16 protein-coding genes and 1 tRNA gene are annotated in these 18,279 nt (G+C 54.6%); 4 read left to right on the top strand and 13 right to left on the bottom strand.

Going from position 1 to position 18,279, the window contains the following annotated elements:
- Positions 1-4: 4 nt before the first annotated feature.
- Positions 5-1,162: a zinc-dependent alcohol dehydrogenase gene (locus P1X16_RS14760; RefSeq protein ID WP_277230417.1), complete on the bottom strand. Its 1,158-nt coding sequence runs from the start codon at positions 1,160-1,162 to the stop codon at positions 5-7.
- Positions 1,163-1,663: 501 nt separating this feature from the next.
- Here P1X16_RS14760 and P1X16_RS14755 point away from each other — a divergent pair.
- Positions 1,664-2,299, top strand: a complete 636-nt coding sequence (locus tag P1X16_RS14755; RefSeq protein WP_277230414.1) for a hypothetical protein — start codon at positions 1,664-1,666, stop codon at positions 2,297-2,299.
- Positions 2,300-2,496: 197 nt separating this feature from the next.
- Here the strand turns inward: P1X16_RS14755 and P1X16_RS14750 are convergent, their stop codons facing one another.
- The 5 genes from P1X16_RS14750 to P1X16_RS14730 all read right to left on the bottom strand — a co-directional run bounded on the left by P1X16_RS14750 (position 2,497) and on the right by P1X16_RS14730 (position 7,753).
- Positions 2,497-3,021: a hypothetical protein gene (locus P1X16_RS14750; RefSeq protein WP_277230411.1), complete on the bottom strand. Its 525-nt coding sequence runs from the start codon at positions 3,019-3,021 to the stop codon at positions 2,497-2,499.
- A gap of 75 nt (positions 3,022-3,096) precedes the next feature.
- Entirely contained in the window at positions 3,097-4,821 is a 1,725-nt protein-coding gene (locus P1X16_RS14745; RefSeq protein ID WP_277232950.1) for an ABC transporter ATP-binding protein, read from the bottom strand.
- 214 nt (positions 4,822-5,035) lie between these two features.
- Positions 5,036-5,827, bottom strand: a complete 792-nt coding sequence (truA, locus tag P1X16_RS14740; RefSeq protein WP_277230409.1) for a tRNA pseudouridine(38-40) synthase TruA — start codon at positions 5,825-5,827, stop codon at positions 5,036-5,038.
- 81 nt (positions 5,828-5,908) lie between these two features.
- Positions 5,909-6,454: a GNAT family N-acetyltransferase gene (locus P1X16_RS14735; RefSeq protein ID WP_277230406.1), complete on the bottom strand. Its 546-nt coding sequence runs from the start codon at positions 6,452-6,454 to the stop codon at positions 5,909-5,911.
- Positions 6,455-6,550: 96 nt separating this feature from the next.
- Entirely contained in the window at positions 6,551-7,753 is a 1,203-nt protein-coding gene (locus tag P1X16_RS14730; protein WP_277230403.1) for a thiolase family protein, read from the bottom strand.
- Positions 7,754-7,842: 89 nt separating this feature from the next.
- Between P1X16_RS14730 and P1X16_RS14725 the strand changes: the two genes are divergently transcribed.
- Complete coding sequence (locus P1X16_RS14725) at positions 7,843-8,319, top strand: DUF4293 domain-containing protein (protein ID WP_277230400.1); 477 nt, start codon at positions 7,843-7,845, stop codon at positions 8,317-8,319.
- 81 nt (positions 8,320-8,400) lie between these two features.
- Here the strand turns inward: P1X16_RS14725 and P1X16_RS14720 are convergent, their stop codons facing one another.
- From P1X16_RS14720 to P1X16_RS14700, 5 genes are all read right to left on the bottom strand, one after another.
- Positions 8,401-9,291 carry a DUF4476 domain-containing protein gene (locus P1X16_RS14720; RefSeq protein ID WP_277230396.1) on the bottom strand — a complete coding sequence of 297 codons (891 nt, stop codon included), beginning with the start codon at positions 9,289-9,291 and terminating at the stop codon, positions 8,401-8,403.
- Positions 9,292-9,522: 231 nt separating this feature from the next.
- The gene (locus P1X16_RS14715; RefSeq protein ID WP_277230393.1) at positions 9,523-11,451 is read right to left on the bottom strand and encodes an OmpA family protein; all 1,929 of its coding nucleotides are present in this window, start codon (positions 11,449-11,451) and stop codon (positions 9,523-9,525) included.
- A gap of 111 nt (positions 11,452-11,562) precedes the next feature.
- Positions 11,563-12,048: a hypothetical protein gene (locus P1X16_RS14710; RefSeq protein ID WP_277230391.1), complete on the bottom strand. Its 486-nt coding sequence runs from the start codon at positions 12,046-12,048 to the stop codon at positions 11,563-11,565.
- 175 nt (positions 12,049-12,223) lie between these two features.
- On the bottom strand, positions 12,224-13,084 hold the full coding sequence (locus P1X16_RS14705) for a (Fe-S)-binding protein (protein ID WP_277232947.1): 861 nt from the start codon (positions 13,082-13,084) through the stop codon (positions 12,224-12,226).
- Positions 13,085-13,259: 175 nt separating this feature from the next.
- A complete protein-coding gene (locus P1X16_RS14700; RefSeq protein WP_277230389.1) occupies positions 13,260-14,660 on the bottom strand; it encodes a (Fe-S)-binding protein in 1,401 nt (466 codons plus the stop codon).
- 168 nt (positions 14,661-14,828) lie between these two features.
- Here P1X16_RS14700 and P1X16_RS14695 point away from each other — a divergent pair.
- Positions 14,829-14,901, top strand: a tRNA-Phe gene (locus P1X16_RS14695).
- A 271-nt stretch (positions 14,902-15,172) separates the two neighbouring features.
- Here the strand turns inward: P1X16_RS14695 and P1X16_RS14690 are convergent.
- A complete protein-coding gene (locus tag P1X16_RS14690; RefSeq protein ID WP_277230386.1) occupies positions 15,173-16,285 on the bottom strand; it encodes an acyltransferase in 1,113 nt (370 codons plus the stop codon).
- A gap of 432 nt (positions 16,286-16,717) precedes the next feature.
- Here P1X16_RS14690 and P1X16_RS14685 point away from each other — a divergent pair, with 432 nt between their 5' ends.
- Positions 16,718-16,963 (top strand): hypothetical protein, encoded by a 246-nt coding sequence (locus P1X16_RS14685; protein WP_277230384.1) that lies wholly within the window; start codon positions 16,718-16,720, stop codon positions 16,961-16,963.
- Positions 16,964-17,112: 149 nt separating this feature from the next.
- Here P1X16_RS14685 and P1X16_RS14680 read toward each other — a convergent pair whose 3' ends face one another.
- Positions 17,113-18,273, bottom strand: a complete 1,161-nt coding sequence (locus P1X16_RS14680) for an efflux RND transporter periplasmic adaptor subunit (RefSeq protein WP_277230380.1) — start codon at positions 18,271-18,273, stop codon at positions 17,113-17,115.
- Positions 18,274-18,279: the final 6 nt, after the last annotated feature.

Below are 18,279 nucleotides of genomic sequence, written 5' to 3'. Positions count from 1 at the left end.
GGCGTTAGATGTTGTCGGAGGGGAAAACGATCAAAGGCTTGATGCAGTTGTCGAGCTTAGCGGAGAACATGCGGTAGCCTTCAGCAACTTCTTCCAGCGGAATCCGGTGCGTAATCAATGCTTTCGGATTGATGACCCCATTCTGTACGTGTTCTATCAGGCGCGGCAGCAAGCGCTTTACGGAAGCTTGATTACCTCTGATTGTCAGGCCCTTGTTCAATACATTGCCCATTGGCACAAGGTTGTCGGTTGGGCCATATACGCCCACTATAGATACTACCCCTCCTTTTTTTACGGAGTTGACGGCCCAGTGCAGCGCCGTAGCCGAGCCAGCCTGCAACAGCAGCTTACGACCCGTGATGGTCTGCATAGCATTGCCAGCAGCCTCGGCGCCTACGGCGTCAATTACACAATCGGCCCCCATGAAATCGGTGGTTTTCTTGATAAACACCACCGGGTCATCCATGTCTTTCTCGAAGTTATAAGCTTCGCAATTGGCGTAGTTGCGGGCAAATTCCAGGCGGTAGTCTTCCTTATCAATGATGATCACACGACCTGCTCCAAACAGCCAGCTGCAGCGCGCCGCCATAATGCCTACTGGGCCAGCACCGAATACTACTACCGTATCGCCGGTCTGGATGCCAGCCATTTCGGCTGCTTGATAACCAGTGGGAACAACGTCGGTCAGTAGCACGGCGTCGTCGGGGTCCATGCCTTCGGGAATTACCGTAGGACCTACGTTAGCATAAGGCACACGCGCGTACTCGGCTTGGCCACCGTTGTAGCCACCTGCCGTGTGAGAGTAGCCAAAAATGCCACCTACGGCACTTGCCTGCGTGTTCGACTCGTGGCAGTTGCCGAACATACCTTGCTTACAGAAGTGGCATTCGCCGCAGGCAACGTTGAACGGCACCAACACATGATCACCAACTTTGATTTTGGTTACTTCCGGCCCCACTTCCTCTACTATGCCCGTAAACTCGTGTCCGAAGGTCATGCCTACGCGGGTATCGGGCACGTTGCCGTTGTATAGGTGCAGGTCGGAACCACAAATACAGGAGCGCGTTACCCGGACAATAGCATCCTGCGGGTGCTTAATCTCCGGCATTGGTTTTTGCGTGGCACGGACCCTTTTCGGGCCCCGATAATCCATTGCTAGCATAGGAATGAGGTTTTGGAGGTGGAAGTGAGGCGGCGGCAGCTCAGCGCTTTTTGAGAATGGTGGCAAACCTTACTGCCATGAAAAGCGCTTTTTAGAAGCTGATAAGCTGTACTTACCTCTGTGCTTAAGGTTCTTATAACGAGCCCAATCAGCTAGAAATACGCGTTAATACGGATAGGTTTCTCAACCCCACTTGTATTAATACTGATGAAGGAATTGCTCGAACCAAGCCGTTATTCTAAGTAGTCCCAACCAAAATCAGCTTTAGGTAATGACTACAGCTTGGCTATGGAGGTGCACAGCTTGATGCTTCTAAGCAAGCTGCGCTTCTCTACTAATGGGTGCATTCAGCAAGGGTAGAATAAGCTCAAGCCCTTAAGCCAGATGTAGGATTGGGATTGAATCGACGCAACTCCTAAGCCCTTATATTATTATACTTAGTTATAAAAATATTATTATCTAATAGCTACTAATAATACCATACTATATACCGTTGAGGGCATGTCTTCAACAATTTATTCAATTCTCTCCTCAATGAAAATTCAAAAATTAGCAATGAGTGCTTTGCTGATAGGAACGACTATAGGTGTGGCGCAAGCACAGACAGAAGCCGGCAAGATGTTAATCAGCGCTACTGTGAACTACTCTCGTTCTAACAATGAATCTAACTCAACTGGCTCTATTGATTATCCAGGCTATATAAATGCTACATATAGAGGATATAGCTTCAACTTCAGTCCTCAAGCTGGCCTTTTTGTGGCTGACAATCTAGCTCTTGGCTTTGATTTTGGGGTTGGCACGGGCAACCAGAAAGACAAAAGGACTGAATATAATAGTAGTAGTGATACTTTCTTATACTACAACTCTGAGGCGACTAACAAAAGAATAAATGTTGGAACTTTTGTGCGCTATTATAAAATGTTAGGCGAGAAAGCGGGGTTTTATGGCCAGTTGTCTGGAGGCTATCAGCGACAAACAGGAAAGCAAAACTTCGAATACACTGGCAATACTAATCGTAATGACAGCTATAATACAAAAACAAGAGGCGGTTACGCCATGCTTATGCCGGGCTTTGTTTACTTCCCAAGTCAAAAAGTTTGGGATAGACCTCGCCATGGGTGGCTTGTCTTACAATAACAGTAAAAGCAAATCCTATAGTGATTCTGCTGGACAAGGAAGCTCTAGAAGCACTATCAGCAGCCTTGGTGCGAGCTTTGGCATTCAATATTTAAGCGTAGGTGCCTCTCTTTATTTAGGCAACTAACAAGGAAGCAACAAGTGTTTGCTAAACGAGCCACTTCACGCATGCGCGAAGTGGCTCGTTTGCTTTATACCTACTTCACTACCGCCCAAACCTCTACCGGACCAGTATTCGGGAATCGCTCTAAGTACACATTCTGCAACGTCAGATTATTTTGCTTGGCCTGGCTTTTCACACCTGAATAAAGCTTGTCGGGGGCTACGAGGTAGCTAGCTTCAATAGTAGCGTGCAAGACCCGCTGCCCGGCCGGGAACGCCCGGTACCGGTAGCCGGCTGGTAGTTGTTGCGACAGGGTATCATCAACCACAAGACCGACAAACACTTTGGCTGCTTCGCTAGACGAAGCTGGGTCATTGTAGAAGATGTTGCCGAAAGTGCCACGCAACTTGCCGGAACTACGAATTTCATATGCCTTGCGCGTCAGGTCGCCGAAGGCTTCACTGTTGCCCGGTCCTTCATAATAGCTGCCGGCCAAGAAAATAGGTTGGGCTGTGGTTTCCAGCTTTACTTCCGCCTGCTTGAACCCACCAAGCACATAATACCCCACTCCAACCGCGACAATAAGAAGTAAGGAGAGAATCAGGAAAACGCGGTTCATCTAGTCGAGTTAAATTTGAAACGAAGGTTGGCTGACGGACCAATCATTGGCCTCTTCCGTCAGCAAAGAGTCGGTTTAGCTTTCGTCTTTTACCACCCCAAGCACGTCGCGGTACTGCATCTGGTAGAGCTGGGCATAGTAGCCGCTTTGGCGTAACAACTCCTCGTGGCGGCCCGACTCCTTGATTTCGCCGCGGTCCATGACGATGATGCGGTCGGCCTTTTGGATGGTGCTCAGGCGGTGGGCAATAACCAACGAGGTCCGGCCCTGCATCAGCTTCTCGATGGCGGATTGAATCAGTTCTTCGGTCTCGGAGTCAACCGACGAAGTGGCTTCGTCGAGTACGATAACGGCTGGTTGATACACCATAGCCCGCACGAAGCTGATGAGCTGGCGCTGACCCACCGACAGCGTGGCACCTCGTTCCATTACGGGGTAGTCGAGAGAGCCGGGCAGGCGCTCGATAAAACGGCGGGCACCTACCAGGTCGGCGGCTTCCCATATTTGCTCGTCGGTGATGTCTTTGCTGCCTAGCGTGATGTTGTCGCGGATGGTGCCCGCAAACAAGAATACGTCTTGCAGTACTACCCCAATCCGGCGACGTAAGGCGCTAAGGTCGTACTCCTGTAAGTCGTGGCCATCGACGCGGATGTGGCCGCGGTTGATGTCGTAGAAACGGCTGAGCAGGTTGATGATACTGGTTTTGCCGGCGCCAGTGGCTCCCACAAAGGCTACGGTTTGGCCGGGTTCCACCTTGAAGCTGATGTCGCGTAGCACCCACTCCTCGTCGTTGTAGGCAAACCAAACCTTATCGAACTCCACTTCGCCGCGCAGCGTGGCTGGAGCCAGCGTGCCGTTGTTGGGAATATACTCTTGGCTGTCGAGCAGCTTCAACAACCGCTCGGTGCTCACGAGACCTAGCTGCAGGGTGTTGAATCGGTCGGCAATCTGGCGTATCGGGCGGAAGAACAGAGCGTTGTACATGATGAAGGCAATGAGGGCTCCCTTGGAAATTGTGCCTTCAATCTGGCCTTGTGCCGCGTACCACACCAGCAACCCCACCCCGACGGCACCTAGCACCTCGGCTACTGGGAAGTAGATGGAATAGTAAAGCACCGACCGAATGTTGGCGCGGGTGTGCTCCTGGTTCAGCGCCTCGAACTTGCGGTATTCGCGCTGCTCGTTGTTGAAAATCTGCACCACGTTCATGCCCGTCAGGTGCTCTTGCACAAAGGCGTTCAGGTTGGCCACAGCCGTGCGCACTTCCTGAAACGACTTTTTCACCTTCTCCTTGAACACGTAGGTGCTAAAGAGCAGCGGCGGAATCACCGACAAGCTCACCAAAGTTAGGCGCCAGTCGATGTAGAACATGAAGGCCATGATGAAGACCAGCTGCAGGATGTCGCCGAGCATGGCCGCTAGTCCTTCGCTGAACACATCCGACAAGGTTTCCACGTCGGAGATGTTGCGGGTGGTCAGCACCCCGATAGGCGTCCGGTCGAAGAACTTAAGCCGCAGATTCAGAATGTGCTTGTATAAGTCCACCCGAATGTCGCGCACAATGTACTGCCCGAGCCAGCCGCCGAAATAGGTTTGCAAATAGCTCACCAGAGCATGCGCCACGAGCAGCACAAGCAGCAACGCAAACATCTTGTTCAGGCCGAGCCAGTCGTTGCTTTCGATGGTTACATCGACCATGCGCTGAATCAGGAAGGGGCGCAAGGTGCCGAGCACGGCCGAGGCCAGCGTCAGGAATACCAGTAAGTAGAAGATGCGCTGATAAGGCCGCACATACACCATGAGCCGGCGCAGCACCTGCCAGTCGAAGATGTTGCCGGATTTGGTTGCGGGAGTAGTCGGGTCCAAAGTAGATGGGTTTGAGAAGCTGTAACCAGCAGCGAAGGCACGAAGTTGCAGCCCTTATGTATTAAACCGTCATACTACACTTACTGAAGCATGGCCGTTAGGTTGGCAACTTCGCTCATGTACACAGGTAGCGCAACGAAGGATGCTCTTATCGCCCCACAAAGTACGGCAAACCGGGTGGCACAAGTTCTACCGGTACTACGTCGGGCATGTATTCCACGCGACTTAGGTAGAGTCCTTGCGCGGGCGCGGCGCCGCTGGCATCTACCCGATTTTGAGCATAAAGGATTTGCTTGAATTGCGCGGGCGAGCTTTTGCCGCGGCCCACGGTCAGGAGCGTACCCACTACCAGCCGGACCATGCCCCGCACAAACCGGTTAGCCCGAATCCGAAACACCAAGCCGCCAGGCATAGCGTGCCAGCCGGCCTCGTACACCACACAGACGTAATGGTTTTCGCCGCCTTTCACTTTCGAGAAAGCCGTGAAGTCGCGCGAGCCGAGTAGAAAAGCGGCGGCTTCGTTCATGGCTGCCACATCCGGCGCCCGGTCGAGGTAGAGCGCCCGCCCCACGCTGAACGGGTCGGGCACGAGGCGCACGTAATACTCGTAGGTGCGGGCATCAGCCGAAAAACGAGCATGCGCCTGGTCGGGCACGGGGTGCACGGCATAGGCTGCAATATCCGGCGGCAACGCCCGATTGAGGCGGTACAAAGCGGTGTCCAGGTCCAGCGTTTCCGGCAAGTCGGCCTCGAAGTGCGCTACTTGGTGGCTGGCGTGTACACCTGTATCGGTGCGGCCACTACCGAGCGAGTACACTGGCTGCCGCAACACCTGCGACAAGCAGCGGTCCAGTTCCTGCTGCACCGTGAGGGTGTTGGGTTGCACCTGCCAGCCGTGGTAGCGGGTACCGTCGTAGGCAAGGTGAAGAAAATAGCGCATAGCTGGAATGGAAAATTAAGAGGTGGGGCTACAGATTCGGTTGCTAGCCTTCTGATGCAAACTGCTTCAGCGGCCGACGCCTCACTCTTCCTTGATCTTTGCGTACAGCAAAGAATTGAGGGTTCGTCCGTCCTTCACCACGCTCTTGCGCATGACGGCCTCCAACTCGTACCCTGCTTTTTCCAGTACCCGCGCCGACGCCGGATTGGTTTCGAATACCACCGCGTAGAGGCGGCATACGTCGAAGTGCGCAAATACATAGTCTGACACCAACTGCAATGCGGCTGTGATTATTCCGCGGCCCCAATACGGCTGCCCCAGCCAATACCCCACTTCGGCAGACCGGCGGCGTACGTCTGTTTTGAAGTGTACTCCAACACTGCCAACTGCCTTGCCGTCGGCTTCAATCGCCAAGTGCAAGTCGCGCTGCTGATCGGCCATCAGGCTGAGGTAGAACTCGGCGTCCTGCATGGTGTACGGGTACGGAAACGTGTCGCGCAGATTCTGCGCAACGCGCTGATCGTTGGCATACTCCACCAAGGCTGGCGCATCGGCAAAAGACCACGGCCGCAGCCGCGCCTGCACTTGCGGCAGTTCTAAAGTGGGAGCAAGAAGTGGGTCGATCATGAGTAGGGGCGTATCTTATAACCAGAAAGCCCTCCAAAGCCGCAAGCACACTGTTCGTGGGAAACAGGTTGCCTACTACCTCGGAGGGCTTTCAAGTTATATCTTCTCGTAAATAGCAGCGGCTCCCTGGCCTACGCCCACGCACATCGTCACGAGGCCGTAGCGCACATCTTGGCGGCGCTGCATTTCGTGTAGCAGGGTGGCCGTGAGGCGCGAACCGCTGGTTCCGAGTGGGTGACCAATGGCAATGGCGCCCCCGTTCACGTTCACGATATCAGGGTTCAGTTCTAGGTCGCGGATACAAGCAATGCTTTGCGCCGCAAATGCTTCGTTCAACTCAATCAGCCCAATGTCGCTCAACGACAGGCCAGCCCGCTGCAGTACTTTGCGCGTTGCGGGTACTGGCCCCAAGCCCATGTAGGCCGGATCGACGCCTGCTACGGCCGAGGCAACTACCCGTGCCATTGGCTTAAGGTTGTAGCGCTTCACGGCTTCTTCGCTCACCACCATTACGGCGGCGGCACCATCGTTGATACCTGCTGAGTTGCCAGCCGTTACGGTACCGTCAACGGGCTGGAAGGCTGGCTTCAGCGTGCCTAGTTTTTCTAGGGTACTCAAGCGCGGGGGCTCATCGGTGTCGAACAAAGCGGCATCGCCTTTCGGAATAGCCACGAATACCGGCACTATCTCCTTGCGGAAACGTCCCTTTTCGGCGGCCCGGTGGTAGCGGCGTTGCGACTCGAAAGCAAACTCATCTTGCTCGCGGCGAGTGATGCCATATTTGCGCGCCACGTTTTCGGCCGTTTCGCCCATGGCGTACGGGTGGTGCATCTTGCTCAACTTGGGATTGGTGAAGCGCCAGCCCAACGTGGTGTCGTGGGCCGTTAGCTCCCGCCCGAAAGCCGTTTCCGACTTGGCCATCACGAAGGGGGCTCGGGTCATGCTTTCGGCGCCACCCGCCAAATACACGTCGCCTTCGCCGGCCATAATAGCGCGCGAGGCATCCATGATACTCTGTAGGCCGGAGGCGCACAAGCGGTTCACCGTTACGCCGGGCACCGTGACAGGCAGTCCGGCGAGCAAGGCAGCCATGCGGGCTACGTTGCGGTTGTCTTCGCCGGCCTGGTTGGCGGCGCCCATTATTACGTCTTCAATGGCCGCTTTATCCACACTTGGATTGCGGCGCAGCAGCTCGCGCAGGACGTGCGCGGCCAAATCATCGGGGCGGACGCTGCTCAGCGCACCCCCAAATTTGCCGATCGGGGTGCGGACGGCGTCAACTATATAAGCAGTGGGCATTGTCTATTTGAATGCAGTTATTCCAATTGTTGTTGGCTACTTTTGCCGGCCAACCCGCATAGGGTGGCTTAAACAGTCAAAACACAAAGATGATACAAAGAATCCAAAGCGTATTCCTGCTGCTGCTGGCGCTCTGCATGATTGCCGTACTTTTCCTTCCTCTTTGGCATAAAGCCGACCCTAATACAGGGCAAGAGTTGGTATTAACGGCTACCAGCTTCGCTTACAACAAGCCCGGCGCAGGCTTGGCAGCACCCGCAAACGTATGGCTTATTGCCGTGTTTGCCGTGGTATCCGCCGCAGTAGCATTGTTTGAAATTTTCCAATTCCGCAACCGCTTCCTGCAACTCAAGCTCGGCATGCTGAACCTGCTGCTCATCTTATGCACAATTGGGGCGGGTTTTTACTTCTCGAACTTAGGCGAGCAGATGCTGAACATTAAGATGCTCGGCACCTACCAAGCAGGTTTTTACCTCCCTACTTTGGCCTTGATGCTCAACCTGCTGGCCAACCGCTTCATTCGCCGCGACGAGCAACTGGTGCGCAGCATGGACCGTTTGCGGTAAGCGGCTGTTTCACCTTCCCCTTAACACACAAAAAAGGCTTCCGTTCGCACGGAAGCCTTTTTTATTGTAGCTGCTTGCTATTTAGTATTGCTGTTGTTGCTGAGCCAGAAACTCCTGTAGTCTGCTAACCGACGACGAGAACGTGAAGCTGTCGTTGAGGCGGTACAGGTTCTGGCGGTCCGTTACGCGACTGGCTCCGTATTTGGCTAGCTCTAGTTTAGAGTCTTCGAAGCTTAGCTCCTTCATCAACCGAGCCAAGTCTTCGGCCCGGATAGAGCTTTCGCTGAGGGCTTGCTGAGCTATGGGCATCCGGTCTTTGTCGAACGACTGCCGGTGCAAGGCATTCACCAAGCCGTCCACGTCTTGCGGACTGAGGGTGCGGTTGTAGCCACCGTGGCCGTTGCCATACCCTCCACCGTTGTTGCCATTAGAGTAGCCTCCGTTGCCGCCATTGCTATACCCACCATTATTATATCCCCCGTTGTTGTACCCGCCGTTGCCAGGGTTTGCTGGTGGCTGGTTGTCGTAGTCGTCTTGGTCGTACCTGTCGTTTTGGTGTTGGTAGCCGCCTTGGTTGCCACGGGGCCCGTTGTTGTTGGGGTAGCCGCCGTAGCCGGGGCCATAGCCACCGCGCATAGGCACTGCCGCCACTTTACGCAGCTCAGGAGCAAAGCCTGGGCGGGTCAGCAGGACGTAGCTGGTTTCCAAACCGGGGTCAAGGAAGACGCGGGTGCGGTAGTTGATTGAGCGGCCATAGCCGACCGGAATAGCGAATTCAGCCCAATGCACGCCAGGCGCAATCCGGTCGATGTGCACTTGGCGGGCGCCACCCCGGGTAAGGGCGCGGCCATCGAAGCGTAGGTTGAAGGGTACGCCGCGCTCAGAGGTAAAAGTCACGTTGGCCGGAGCGGCCTGGAGTTGCGCCGCAGCTAGCAGAACTAAGCTGAGGCAAAAAAGTAACGCCTTTTTCATGGCAGTAGTACGTTGCACGAGAGCAGTCCATTTGCCCTCGCGCTTACCATAAATTCAAGGATTGTGCCACATCTTGAACCAAGCCTTTGCCAGCACACAGGCACCCTTTTCAGCGAATAGCAAAGCGGAACCATGCGCTACTTTTCCCTTGTAAACTGCCGTAGCATAACTGCAACAAAAAGCCCCCGCACCATCTGGCTGCGGAGGCTTTTCAAAATGTGCTAGCCGTTGTTACTCGGCAATCTTGGTGACTTTAAATTCTGTGCGACGGTTGCGCTGGTAATCTTCTTCTGTTTTGGCATTCTTAAGCACCGGCTGCGTTTCGCCATACCCTCTGGCCGTGATGCGGCTCTTATCGATGCCCTTGGAAATGATGTAATCCACGGCCGACTGTGCCCGCTTCTGCGACAAGGCTTGGTTGTAGGCATCCTTACCGCGCGAGTCGGTGTGGGAGCTTAACTCGATGGTGATTTTGGGGTTGTCGTTCAGGGTCGACACCAGCTTATCGAGTTCAACGGCGGCATCGGGACGGATGTCCGCTTTGTCGTAATCGTAGAAGATGTTGTCGACGACAATGGCCTTGTTCTTCACAATCTTGGTCAGCGTCAGCGTTACGGGCACGGCAATTTCGTTTATCGGGTCCCGTAGCTGGTCTTGTGCTGGCTTGCGGCCAATGGTGCTAACCGAATTGCGCGCGGCGAAATAGCCTGGCCGATCAGCAATCAGCGAATAACTAGCCGCTGCCGAATCGAGCTTCATCGTGAATTTACCGTTGGGGTCGGTGGTTACCTCTTGCAGCTTCTGTCCATTCTTACCGAACAGCGTCACGGCCTCGCTGCTTACGGGCAGAGTCTCGCCGGTTTTATCGTTGCGCTCTACCAGCGTACCGTCCACAATGAAGGTAACAAGCTTGAGCGGCTTCTTGCGGAACATGTACAGGTCGTCGGAGCCTTTGCCACCGGCCCGGTTCGACGAGAACACGCCAATGTCCTTGCCCGTGAAATAAGGAGCAAAATCGTCGCCGGAGCTATTCACCGGCGCTCCTAGGTTGACAACTTTGCCTTTGTCCACCATGAAGATATCGAGCTTGCCAAGGCCCGGCTGCCCATCCGAAGAGAAGTACAGCGTGTTGTCGGGGGCTACGGCGGGGAAGTTGTCGTTGCCGGGCGTGTTTATTTGGTCGCCAAGGTTTTCGGCGGGCGAGAAGCGGCCATTTGGGCCGAGCGTTGCTTTGTAGAGGTCATTACCGCCCAAGCCACCGCGGCGGCTAGACGTGAAGTACAGCGTTTGTCCATCGGGGGCGAAAGCCGGGGCAAAGTCGTCGGTGGTACGGTCGTTGATGTTAGCCAGCACGGGCTCCGACCAAGCACCATTCTTGAAATACGAAATCCACAGGTCCACGCTCAGCAGGCCCTTTTTCGAGCCATCGTTGGAGCGGGCAAACACCATCACCTTACCATCGGGGGTATACGTGGCGCTGGCTTCGTGCTTGTTTTCGGTGTTGAAGATTGGATCTAGCTTGCGAACCGTACCGCCGGTCATTTTATCGGCGTCGTCGAACTTGACGGCGTACAGGTCGTTGAAGTTCTCGCCGTTGCCAAGGTACTTCTTGCCTTCGCGGCCGGAAGCAAAAACCAACTCCTTGGTATCGGGAATGAGCGTAGAGCCAAACTCGGCCGCAGGCGTATTCACCTGGTCGAGCGCCATTACCTCATTGTTAGTCTGCATGGCCACGATGGTGTTGGCCATCTTGGCGTTTTTCGATTCTATTTCGGCTAGCGGGGCTAGTTTGCGGCCGGCGCTATTCTGCATGTAGGCATCGAACTGCGCCGCTGCTTCGTCGAACTTCCCGTTGGCTTTCAGGGCCTGACCATAATAGAACACTACGTCGGGGGCCTTCACCTTGCCGTCGATGGCCGCTTTATAGAAACTCTCGGCTTGCTCTACCCGGTTGGAAAGGCGGTAGGATTCCCCGATACGATAATTGCTTAGGGGCGCGTTTTTACCGCGCGCAACATCCGCCTTGTAAAGCTGTATTGCCGTTTCGTACTCGCCACGGGCAAAGCGCTTGTCGGCCTTGCTTAGGCTGTCGGTGGTTGCGCAACCGCTCAGCAGACTGGCGGAGCTAGCGGCGGCACAGACTAGTAGAAATTTCCTCATTGGGGATGAAGGATGGAAGTGAAGACGAGCCATGATAACCAGAGGCTTCGTAAGCCTAATAATACTACGTTTAAAAAGGATTATAGTCGTAAAGCAAAACTTTTCCCCTTCTTAGTTAAAGTACCGGGAAAGCCAGGTTTGGTTGGCCGCTGCCGGGAAAGACGTTTGCAATTCTGCCTTCCGAGCCACCGTAGCATCGAAGTAAGGCGTACTCGACACTAAGCGGCCATCCGCCACAGCAGCTTTCAGCTCCCGCCGGTCAAGCAATTGCACTTGCCCATTCACCAAAAAAGCCATTCGCGACTTTTCCAGCAACGAAACGCCGAGAGCGTCTTCCACCCCACGCACAAACCGCACGGAAGCGTCGATTGAGCAGCCACTAGCGTCGGCCACGGCTTCATCGAGCCCGATGATAAGAAACTGTTGATGGAAAATTTCAGCCGAAGCCTGCAAGGTGCGGCCGTGGCTGGTCCATTCGTCGGCGAAGCGGTGTAGTGCAGGCTGCACTGCGGCCACCTCGGCAGCAGTCAGAGGCCGGTCGGCCTGGTAGATCCAAATGCGGGCCGAATCGGGTAAAAGGCTGAAAGGAACGTACATGGGAAAGAGTCGATGTCAGGTGGCCTGACGTTCTTATTAAACGACAAACTTCACTGATTTATTTTCTATAAAAGAACAACCCCGCCGGTAAGTTCCAGCGGGGTTGTTTTGAGTTGCTAGTGCCAACTATCAAGTCGTTGATCTGGCATTTGGTAAGCTCCAGCTAGCAACGGAATTATGCGTTCAGGCCTTCGGCGGAAGCCACTAGCTCGGCCAAGTCGAATACCTGGACGTTGTTTTCGCGCTCCTTGTTTTTCACACCGTCGCTCATCATGGTCATGCAGAAGGGGCAGCCTACCGCAATGATGCTGCCCTGGCCATTAGTCTTGGGCGCGGGCGTCGCACCAGCATTACCGCTTTCCACACCGTAGAGGTTATCGAGGGCCGCGGCATTGCCATCAAGAGTAGCTAAGGCTTCCTCGGTGCGCTCGATGTTGACGTCTTTTTTGCCGGGCTCTGGCTCTTTCCACATTTGGGCGCCGCCAGCACCGCAGCAGAGGCCGTTGGCTTTGCTGCGCTTCATTTCCACCAAGTCGGCATCCAGAGCTTCGAGCACCGCGCGGGGCGCTTCGTAGATGTTGTTGGCGCGGCCTAGGTAGCAAGAGTCGTGGAACGTGATGCGGCGGCCTTTGTACGACTCGCCCCCCTCCACTTTCACGCGGCCCTCGTTGATGAGTTGCTGCAGGAAGGTGCTGTGGTGTATCACTTCGTACTCGCCGCCGAGCGCCGGGTACTCGTTTTTGATGGTGTTGAAGCAGTGCGGGCAAGCCGTTACTACTTTCTTGATGCCGTAGCCATTGAGCGTAGTGATGTTCTGCATGGCCTGCATCTGAAACAGGAACTCGTTGCCAGCCCGTTTGGCGGGGTCACCGGTGCAGGACTCTTCCATGCCTAGCACAGCGTACTTCACCCCAACGTGTTCCAGAATACGCACAAAGGCCCGGGTTACGCGCTTGTATCGGTCGTCGAAAGCACCGGCACAGCCCACCCAAAACAGAATTTCGGGCGTTTCGCCTTGGGCGGCGAGGTCGGCCATGAGAGGCACATTTATTTGTCGTTTGGCAGTTAGTTCAGCCATTATAATCAGTGGTTTATATCGTGTCCTTATGATTCTGAACGTCATGCTGAGCTTGTCGAAGCATCTCGCGTGCTGACGTTGAGATTACTACACGAGCGAGATGCTTCGACAAGCTCAGCATGACGAACTGGTTTTAAGCCGTTACAGCTTCCTTTTCGGCCACGTACAGGTCATCGGCCCAGTTGAAACGGTCGGAAGGCGAGAAGGCCCACGGGGCACCGTTGTTCTCGATGTTGCTGAACATCACATTCAGCGAGTTCGGAGCTGCCGATTCTTCCAGCACCAGGAACCGCCGCATTTCCACGATGCTTTCCAGTGGGTTGATGTTCACGGGGCAGGCTTCCACACAAGCGTTGCAGGTGGTACAGGCCCACAGTTCTTCGGGTGTTACGTAGCCGCGCAGCAGCGTGTGGTTGTCTTTGTCCAGCACCTCTTGCGAGTCGTGTTTGGCTTCCTGCCCGTAGAGGTTGGGGCTGAAAATTAGCGGCGAGTTGTACTTCTCTTCCATCCGGTCGCGCGTATCCATGATGATTTTGCGCGGGGAGAGCAGCTTGCCGGTGATGTTAGCCGGGCATACCGAGGTGCAACGGCCGCACTCAGTGCAAGAATAGGCGTTCAGCAAGTTGGTCCAAGCCAAGTCGTTCACGTCCTTGGCACCAAACGGCGTAGGCGCCAGCGCCGAACCGTCGGGGGCCGTGGCAGGAGCCGGCACTTCGTAGCTTGGGTCCATCATGGCTTTCACCTCGTGGGTGATGCTTTCCACGTTCGAGAACTGCCCCTGCGGCACTAGCCGTGAGTAGTACACGTTCGGGAAGGCCATGATGATGTGGAAGTGCTTGGAACTAGGCAGGTAGTTGAGAAAGCACAGAATACCAACGATGTGCGCCCACCAGCCTACACGCTCTAGGACGTGTAGCGCTGCCTCGTTGCTCGGAAACAGCCCAACCAGCAGGCTGCTAATCGGGAAAGTGCCGGGCATCTCGGCCCCGCGTAGTTGGTGCAACTTGAGGTCGGCGGTGTTCATCGTGAACAAGGCCACCATCAGAATTACTTCTATGTACAGAATGATATTGGCATCGAGCTTGGGCCAAGCGCGCAGCTCAGGGCCTTGAAAGCGGCGCACGGGCGGCTTGCGGTTGCGGCGCCACCAAAAGGCTGCCACAGCAAGAATAACTAGCGCACCTAGTATCTCGTTGGTGGCCATGAGCACATCGTAGACGGGGCCGAGGAACTGCAGGAAACGGTGGGTACCGAAAATGCCGTCCACCATGATTTCAAGCACCTCGATGTTGATTACCAGAAAACCTACGTACACAATCAAGTGTAAGAAGGCTGGTGTGAGGCGCTTAAACATTTTAGACTGACCGAAAGCAACCAACAGCGTTTTGTTGAGCCGCTCGCTTACATTGCCGCTCATGTCCCGGTCGCGCCCTACCAAGATGTTGGCGCGGATTTTCCGGGCCTGCCACGCAAACAGGCCGAAGCCCGCTATTGCGACTAGCAGGAAGAGGAAGTTTTGAATGGAGAAATGCACGGGAGGGGAAATTGGGTTGGAATTCAGGTGGAAATATACTCGTTATGCATAACAATTTACGGCTTTTCCGCCGGAAAGATTTTTTTATGATAAGTGTTGCAGGTTCATTTTGGTTTACTACTTTTGTGCTCCCCAACGGCGAAAAGGGCCTCGGGGACACCAAGAGCTGGTAATGTAGCTCAGTTGGTAGAGCACAGCACTGAAAATGCTGGTGTCGTTGGTTCGATTCCAACCATTACCACTAAGACCCCGTTTCTCCACAGAGACGGGGTTTTTTGTTTGCGGTAAGCGAAGCAGAATAAGACGCAGGACAACCGGAAGTAGAGGCCAGAGCTTGTAATCAGGGACATAGCAACAACGATAGAACACACAGCCTCAACAAAACGATATATCGTCCGTGAACATGGGTAGGCGTGCCTCTAGCAAGTCACTAGCTGCTGAGTATTCGGGCTCCTAGCCTGTCTTCAATGGATTCGAGAAACAGAGGCTATCAGCCGTAGCACGAGTGTGGGCTATTTTAGACGAGTGCGCAAGTTCATAACGGGCACCTCAAAGTGTTTGTACATCAGGGTGGCCAGCGGCAAAGAAACCACCCACAGAATGCCAAGCCCCAACAGCGGCCTCAGCCCATGAGGTAGCGGCAGCGTGGTAGCGAGTGGTAAGGCGATATTGAAATTCACCACGGTGCCGTGCAGCAGATAGAGGCTATAAGAAATCAGGCTTATATGCGTCAGCGTATTGGCTACTAGCCCATTGGCTTGCTTCCACTCGCTGAGTACGGGGAGCATACAGGCAACGCCTAATGAAGCGCAGGAAAAAGAAAACACGCAAGTAAACAGCGTCAGATCGGTTGGGCTGACGGGGTTGGCAATCAAGCTTAGCCCTATGAAACCGACCATGAAAAGCGGCCACTTTGTGCGTAACCAAGCGGCTCGATGGTAATAGGCTACCCAAGCCGCCAGTACGCCATACATAAGTGAATCGAGGCGCAGCAACACGATTTTGCGGAAGTGGGCATCCCAATCTTGCCACGTGGTGGGCTGGTAGCCTTGCAAGTAATGGTAGCGGTAGGCCGTAGAGCCGACTAGAAACAGGCCAGCCGCCAGGAGCACCCCAAAACGGGGCTTGAGCAGGCTGGTAAGCAGGAAAGACATGGGAGCCGACAACAGGTAAAACCATTCCTCCACTGCTAACGACCACGCCTCTAAGAATGCCGGCGGATGCGTCCAATTGAAATTTTGCAGGAACACAAAGTAAGGCTCGTACGTGCTGGCGGAGAAGTCGCTATGGCGCAATTCCAAGGGCATCACCACAAGCAGCGCCAAGAAGTAGGGCGGTATGGTCCGAATCCAGCGCCGCACCCAAAAGTCCCACAGCTTGCTTGGTTTAGCGCCGTTAGTTTCTAGCGTCCGGATAAGAATGCCACCAATTAGAAAGCCCGATAGCACGAAGAAAATAGCTACGCCGTCGTAATGGCGCACAAACTCGTGAAAGAACGTGAAGCGCGGGGAAACCCACATGGAGCTGTGCTGAACCATCACCATCAGGATGGCGAAGGCGCGCAGCGCATCCAAGCCAAAAACTCTTTTACCTACAGTTAGGCGGAAAATAGCAGGTAGTGTCATACACTACAAATTTACCACATACCCTAAAAAAAGACCCAAACTAATCTTGGCAAGAACCCCTCTTAAGGTCTTCTCAGGAGCCTTTCACTTTTCTTGCTCGGTGGCCACTTATTACTTAACAGTCCACTTAAAGGCGTAAAGCTGGACTACAAGCCTTGGCGATAATCCCCTGTTTATCAAGTAAAAACGGAGCTTTTAGTTCTAGAAGTTGTGATTAATGCATGCTTCAGCTTGAGACATAAATTCCTTTACTGACTTGATTATCAACAACCCTAGCGACTTGCCCCGCGTTTGTTTATCTACATCACCATTGGTACTGACGTGAAGTATGTAGTAGTGGCAATACTTGGCGGCGGTTTGCTGCTACTGGCCTCACGCCTAGTGAGAGATGCAGGCCGCTTAACCTTACAATCCCAACCCTCTCCTACTCCTATGAACGACTCTTCAACTCCCGATAACTCGCAGCAAAGCGACGACACACAAGCCACCAACGCGCAACAGGCAGTGGAAGCCACAAACGAGCAATCCGGTGAAAACAATCCGCTCAAGCGGTTTCAAGACCTCGTGAACTCGCCTACCACACCCGACGGCCACAAAGTAGTAGCCGCCGTAGCGGCAGCGAGTACCGTGACCGTGGCTGCCGTAGCGAACTGGATCATGAAAGCCACCAAGAAATAAAGACTCTACTGGCTTGCCCAACGTGGTATCAGCAGCTTAAGCTGAGCACTCCGGCGAGACCATCTGTTTGTATTGCATCCTTATAGCAAAGGCGGACCGCAGAAATGCAGCCCGCCTTTCTTGTGTATTTACCCCTAATCGTAGACTAGCTACTCTTCCTCCTCGGAATTTTTCATTTTGGCGAGCAAGGAATAGGCGCCTTCTATCACCAAGCGTGCGGAGTCGGATGCAGTGGTGGCAGGGAGTTGAACGGCGGTGTAGCCGTCTTCGCTAAGGCCGGGCTGCACTTCCACCATGCGGTAGTGCCCGGCTTGCGGCATGGCTGTGTACACGTAATGTCGGCCTTCAAACTGCACCACTGCCTTCTCGGGTACAGCCGGCACGGTGGCGCGGTTGGTTTCGATGACGGCGCGCACAAAGGTGCCTGGCAACAGGGCATGATCTTCCTGGTCGAGGTGGGCATGAACGCGCACGGTACGTTCGTCGCTAATGGCGCGGCTGATTAGGTAGACACGGGCGGTGCGTTCAGTGCTCGGACGGTCGTTGCTGAGGCTGAAGCGTACCAGTTGGCCTTTGTGGACCTGGGGCACGTCTTTCTCGAAAACCGTTAGCTCAACGTGCAAATGCTCGGGGTCCACGATTTCAAACAGCACATCAGTGGGCGTTACGCTCTGCCCTACGGTGACATTGACCGTTTTCACGAAGCCACTCACGGGCGCGCGTAATGCCGCCGTCGTGACGATGGTACCGCCTACGGGTAGGCCGGAGGCGCGAAGGCGGGCGGCCTGTGCAGCGGCTTTGGCTTGCAGACCCTGGTATTCGGCTTGGGCCTTCTGAAAGTTTTTCTGGGGGGCTACTTCTTGGCGGTACAACTCGGCTTGGCGCTCGTACTCGGCTTTGGCATACGTGAGTTGACTCCGGGTTTCGAGGTAGTCCTGCTGAAGCTGCGCGAAGTCGGGGTTGCGGATGGTAGCCAGCACCTCCCCTTTGCGGACGCGCGTGCCTTGGAGCAGGGCGGTCCGGTCGACGAAGCCGCCGAGCGGGGCGCTGACGGAAGCTAGCTGATCGGGCGGCACGTCTAACACGCCGTTTACTTTCAGGCCCTGACCCAATGCCCGCCGGCTGATGCTACCTACCTGTATGCCGCCTAACTTTTGCTCTTCAGCCGACAAAACCACTTCATTGGGTGCGGCTTCGGGACCCTCCTGCTTTTTCGTTGTTTCTGCCAAAGCTTCCGGCGAATCTTTCGCCTCGGTTGCTGCTTCTTGCTTTTTTCCGCAACTGCCCACTGCCAGAAGCAGCAGGAGCATGGTTAA

Origin of the sequence: Hymenobacter sp. YC55 (assembly GCF_029433095.1) — a bacterium.
GTDB lineage: Bacteria > Bacteroidota > Bacteroidia > Cytophagales > Hymenobacteraceae > Hymenobacter.
The sequence above is the reverse complement of the archived record's forward strand: the minus strand, read 5'-3'. Positions and strand labels throughout refer to the sequence as shown.

What these genes read in the sequence shown, in the direction of transcription:
- P1X16_RS14760 (WP_277230417.1), bottom strand. Translation starts at nt 1,162, where the DNA reads ATGCTAGCAATGGATTATCGGGGCCCGAAAAGGGTCCGTGCCACGCAA.
- P1X16_RS14755 (WP_277230414.1), top strand. Translation starts at nt 1,664, where the DNA reads ATGTCTTCAACAATTTATTCAATTCTCTCCTCAATGAAAATTCAAAAA.
- P1X16_RS14750 (WP_277230411.1), bottom strand. Translation starts at nt 3,021, where the DNA reads ATGAACCGCGTTTTCCTGATTCTCTCCTTACTTCTTATTGTCGCGGTT.
- P1X16_RS14745 (WP_277232950.1), bottom strand. Translation starts at nt 4,821, where the DNA reads ATGGTGTATGTGCGGCCTTATCAGCGCATCTTCTACTTACTGGTATTC.
- truA (WP_277230409.1), bottom strand. Translation starts at nt 5,827, where the DNA reads ATGCGCTATTTTCTTCACCTTGCCTACGACGGTACCCGCTACCACGGC.
- P1X16_RS14735 (WP_277230406.1), bottom strand. Translation starts at nt 6,454, where the DNA reads ATGATCGACCCACTTCTTGCTCCCACTTTAGAACTGCCGCAAGTGCAG.
- P1X16_RS14730 (WP_277230403.1), bottom strand. Translation starts at nt 7,753, where the DNA reads ATGCCCACTGCTTATATAGTTGACGCCGTCCGCACCCCGATCGGCAAA.
- P1X16_RS14725 (WP_277230400.1), top strand. Translation starts at nt 7,843, where the DNA reads ATGATACAAAGAATCCAAAGCGTATTCCTGCTGCTGCTGGCGCTCTGC.
- P1X16_RS14720 (WP_277230396.1), bottom strand. Translation starts at nt 9,291, where the DNA reads ATGAAAAAGGCGTTACTTTTTTGCCTCAGCTTAGTTCTGCTAGCTGCG.
- P1X16_RS14715 (WP_277230393.1), bottom strand. Translation starts at nt 11,451, where the DNA reads ATGAGGAAATTTCTACTAGTCTGTGCCGCCGCTAGCTCCGCCAGTCTG.
- P1X16_RS14710 (WP_277230391.1), bottom strand. Translation starts at nt 12,048, where the DNA reads ATGTACGTTCCTTTCAGCCTTTTACCCGATTCGGCCCGCATTTGGATC.
- P1X16_RS14705 (WP_277232947.1), bottom strand. Translation starts at nt 13,084, where the DNA reads ATGGCCGACCTCGCCGCCCAAGGCGAAACGCCCGAAATTCTGTTTTGG.
- P1X16_RS14690 (WP_277230386.1), bottom strand. Translation starts at nt 16,285, where the DNA reads ATGACACTACCTGCTATTTTCCGCCTAACTGTAGGTAAAAGAGTTTTT.
- P1X16_RS14685 (WP_277230384.1), top strand. Translation starts at nt 16,718, where the DNA reads ATGAACGACTCTTCAACTCCCGATAACTCGCAGCAAAGCGACGACACA.
- P1X16_RS14680 (WP_277230380.1), bottom strand. Translation starts at nt 18,273, where the DNA reads ATGCTCCTGCTGCTTCTGGCAGTGGGCAGTTGCGGAAAAAAGCAAGAA.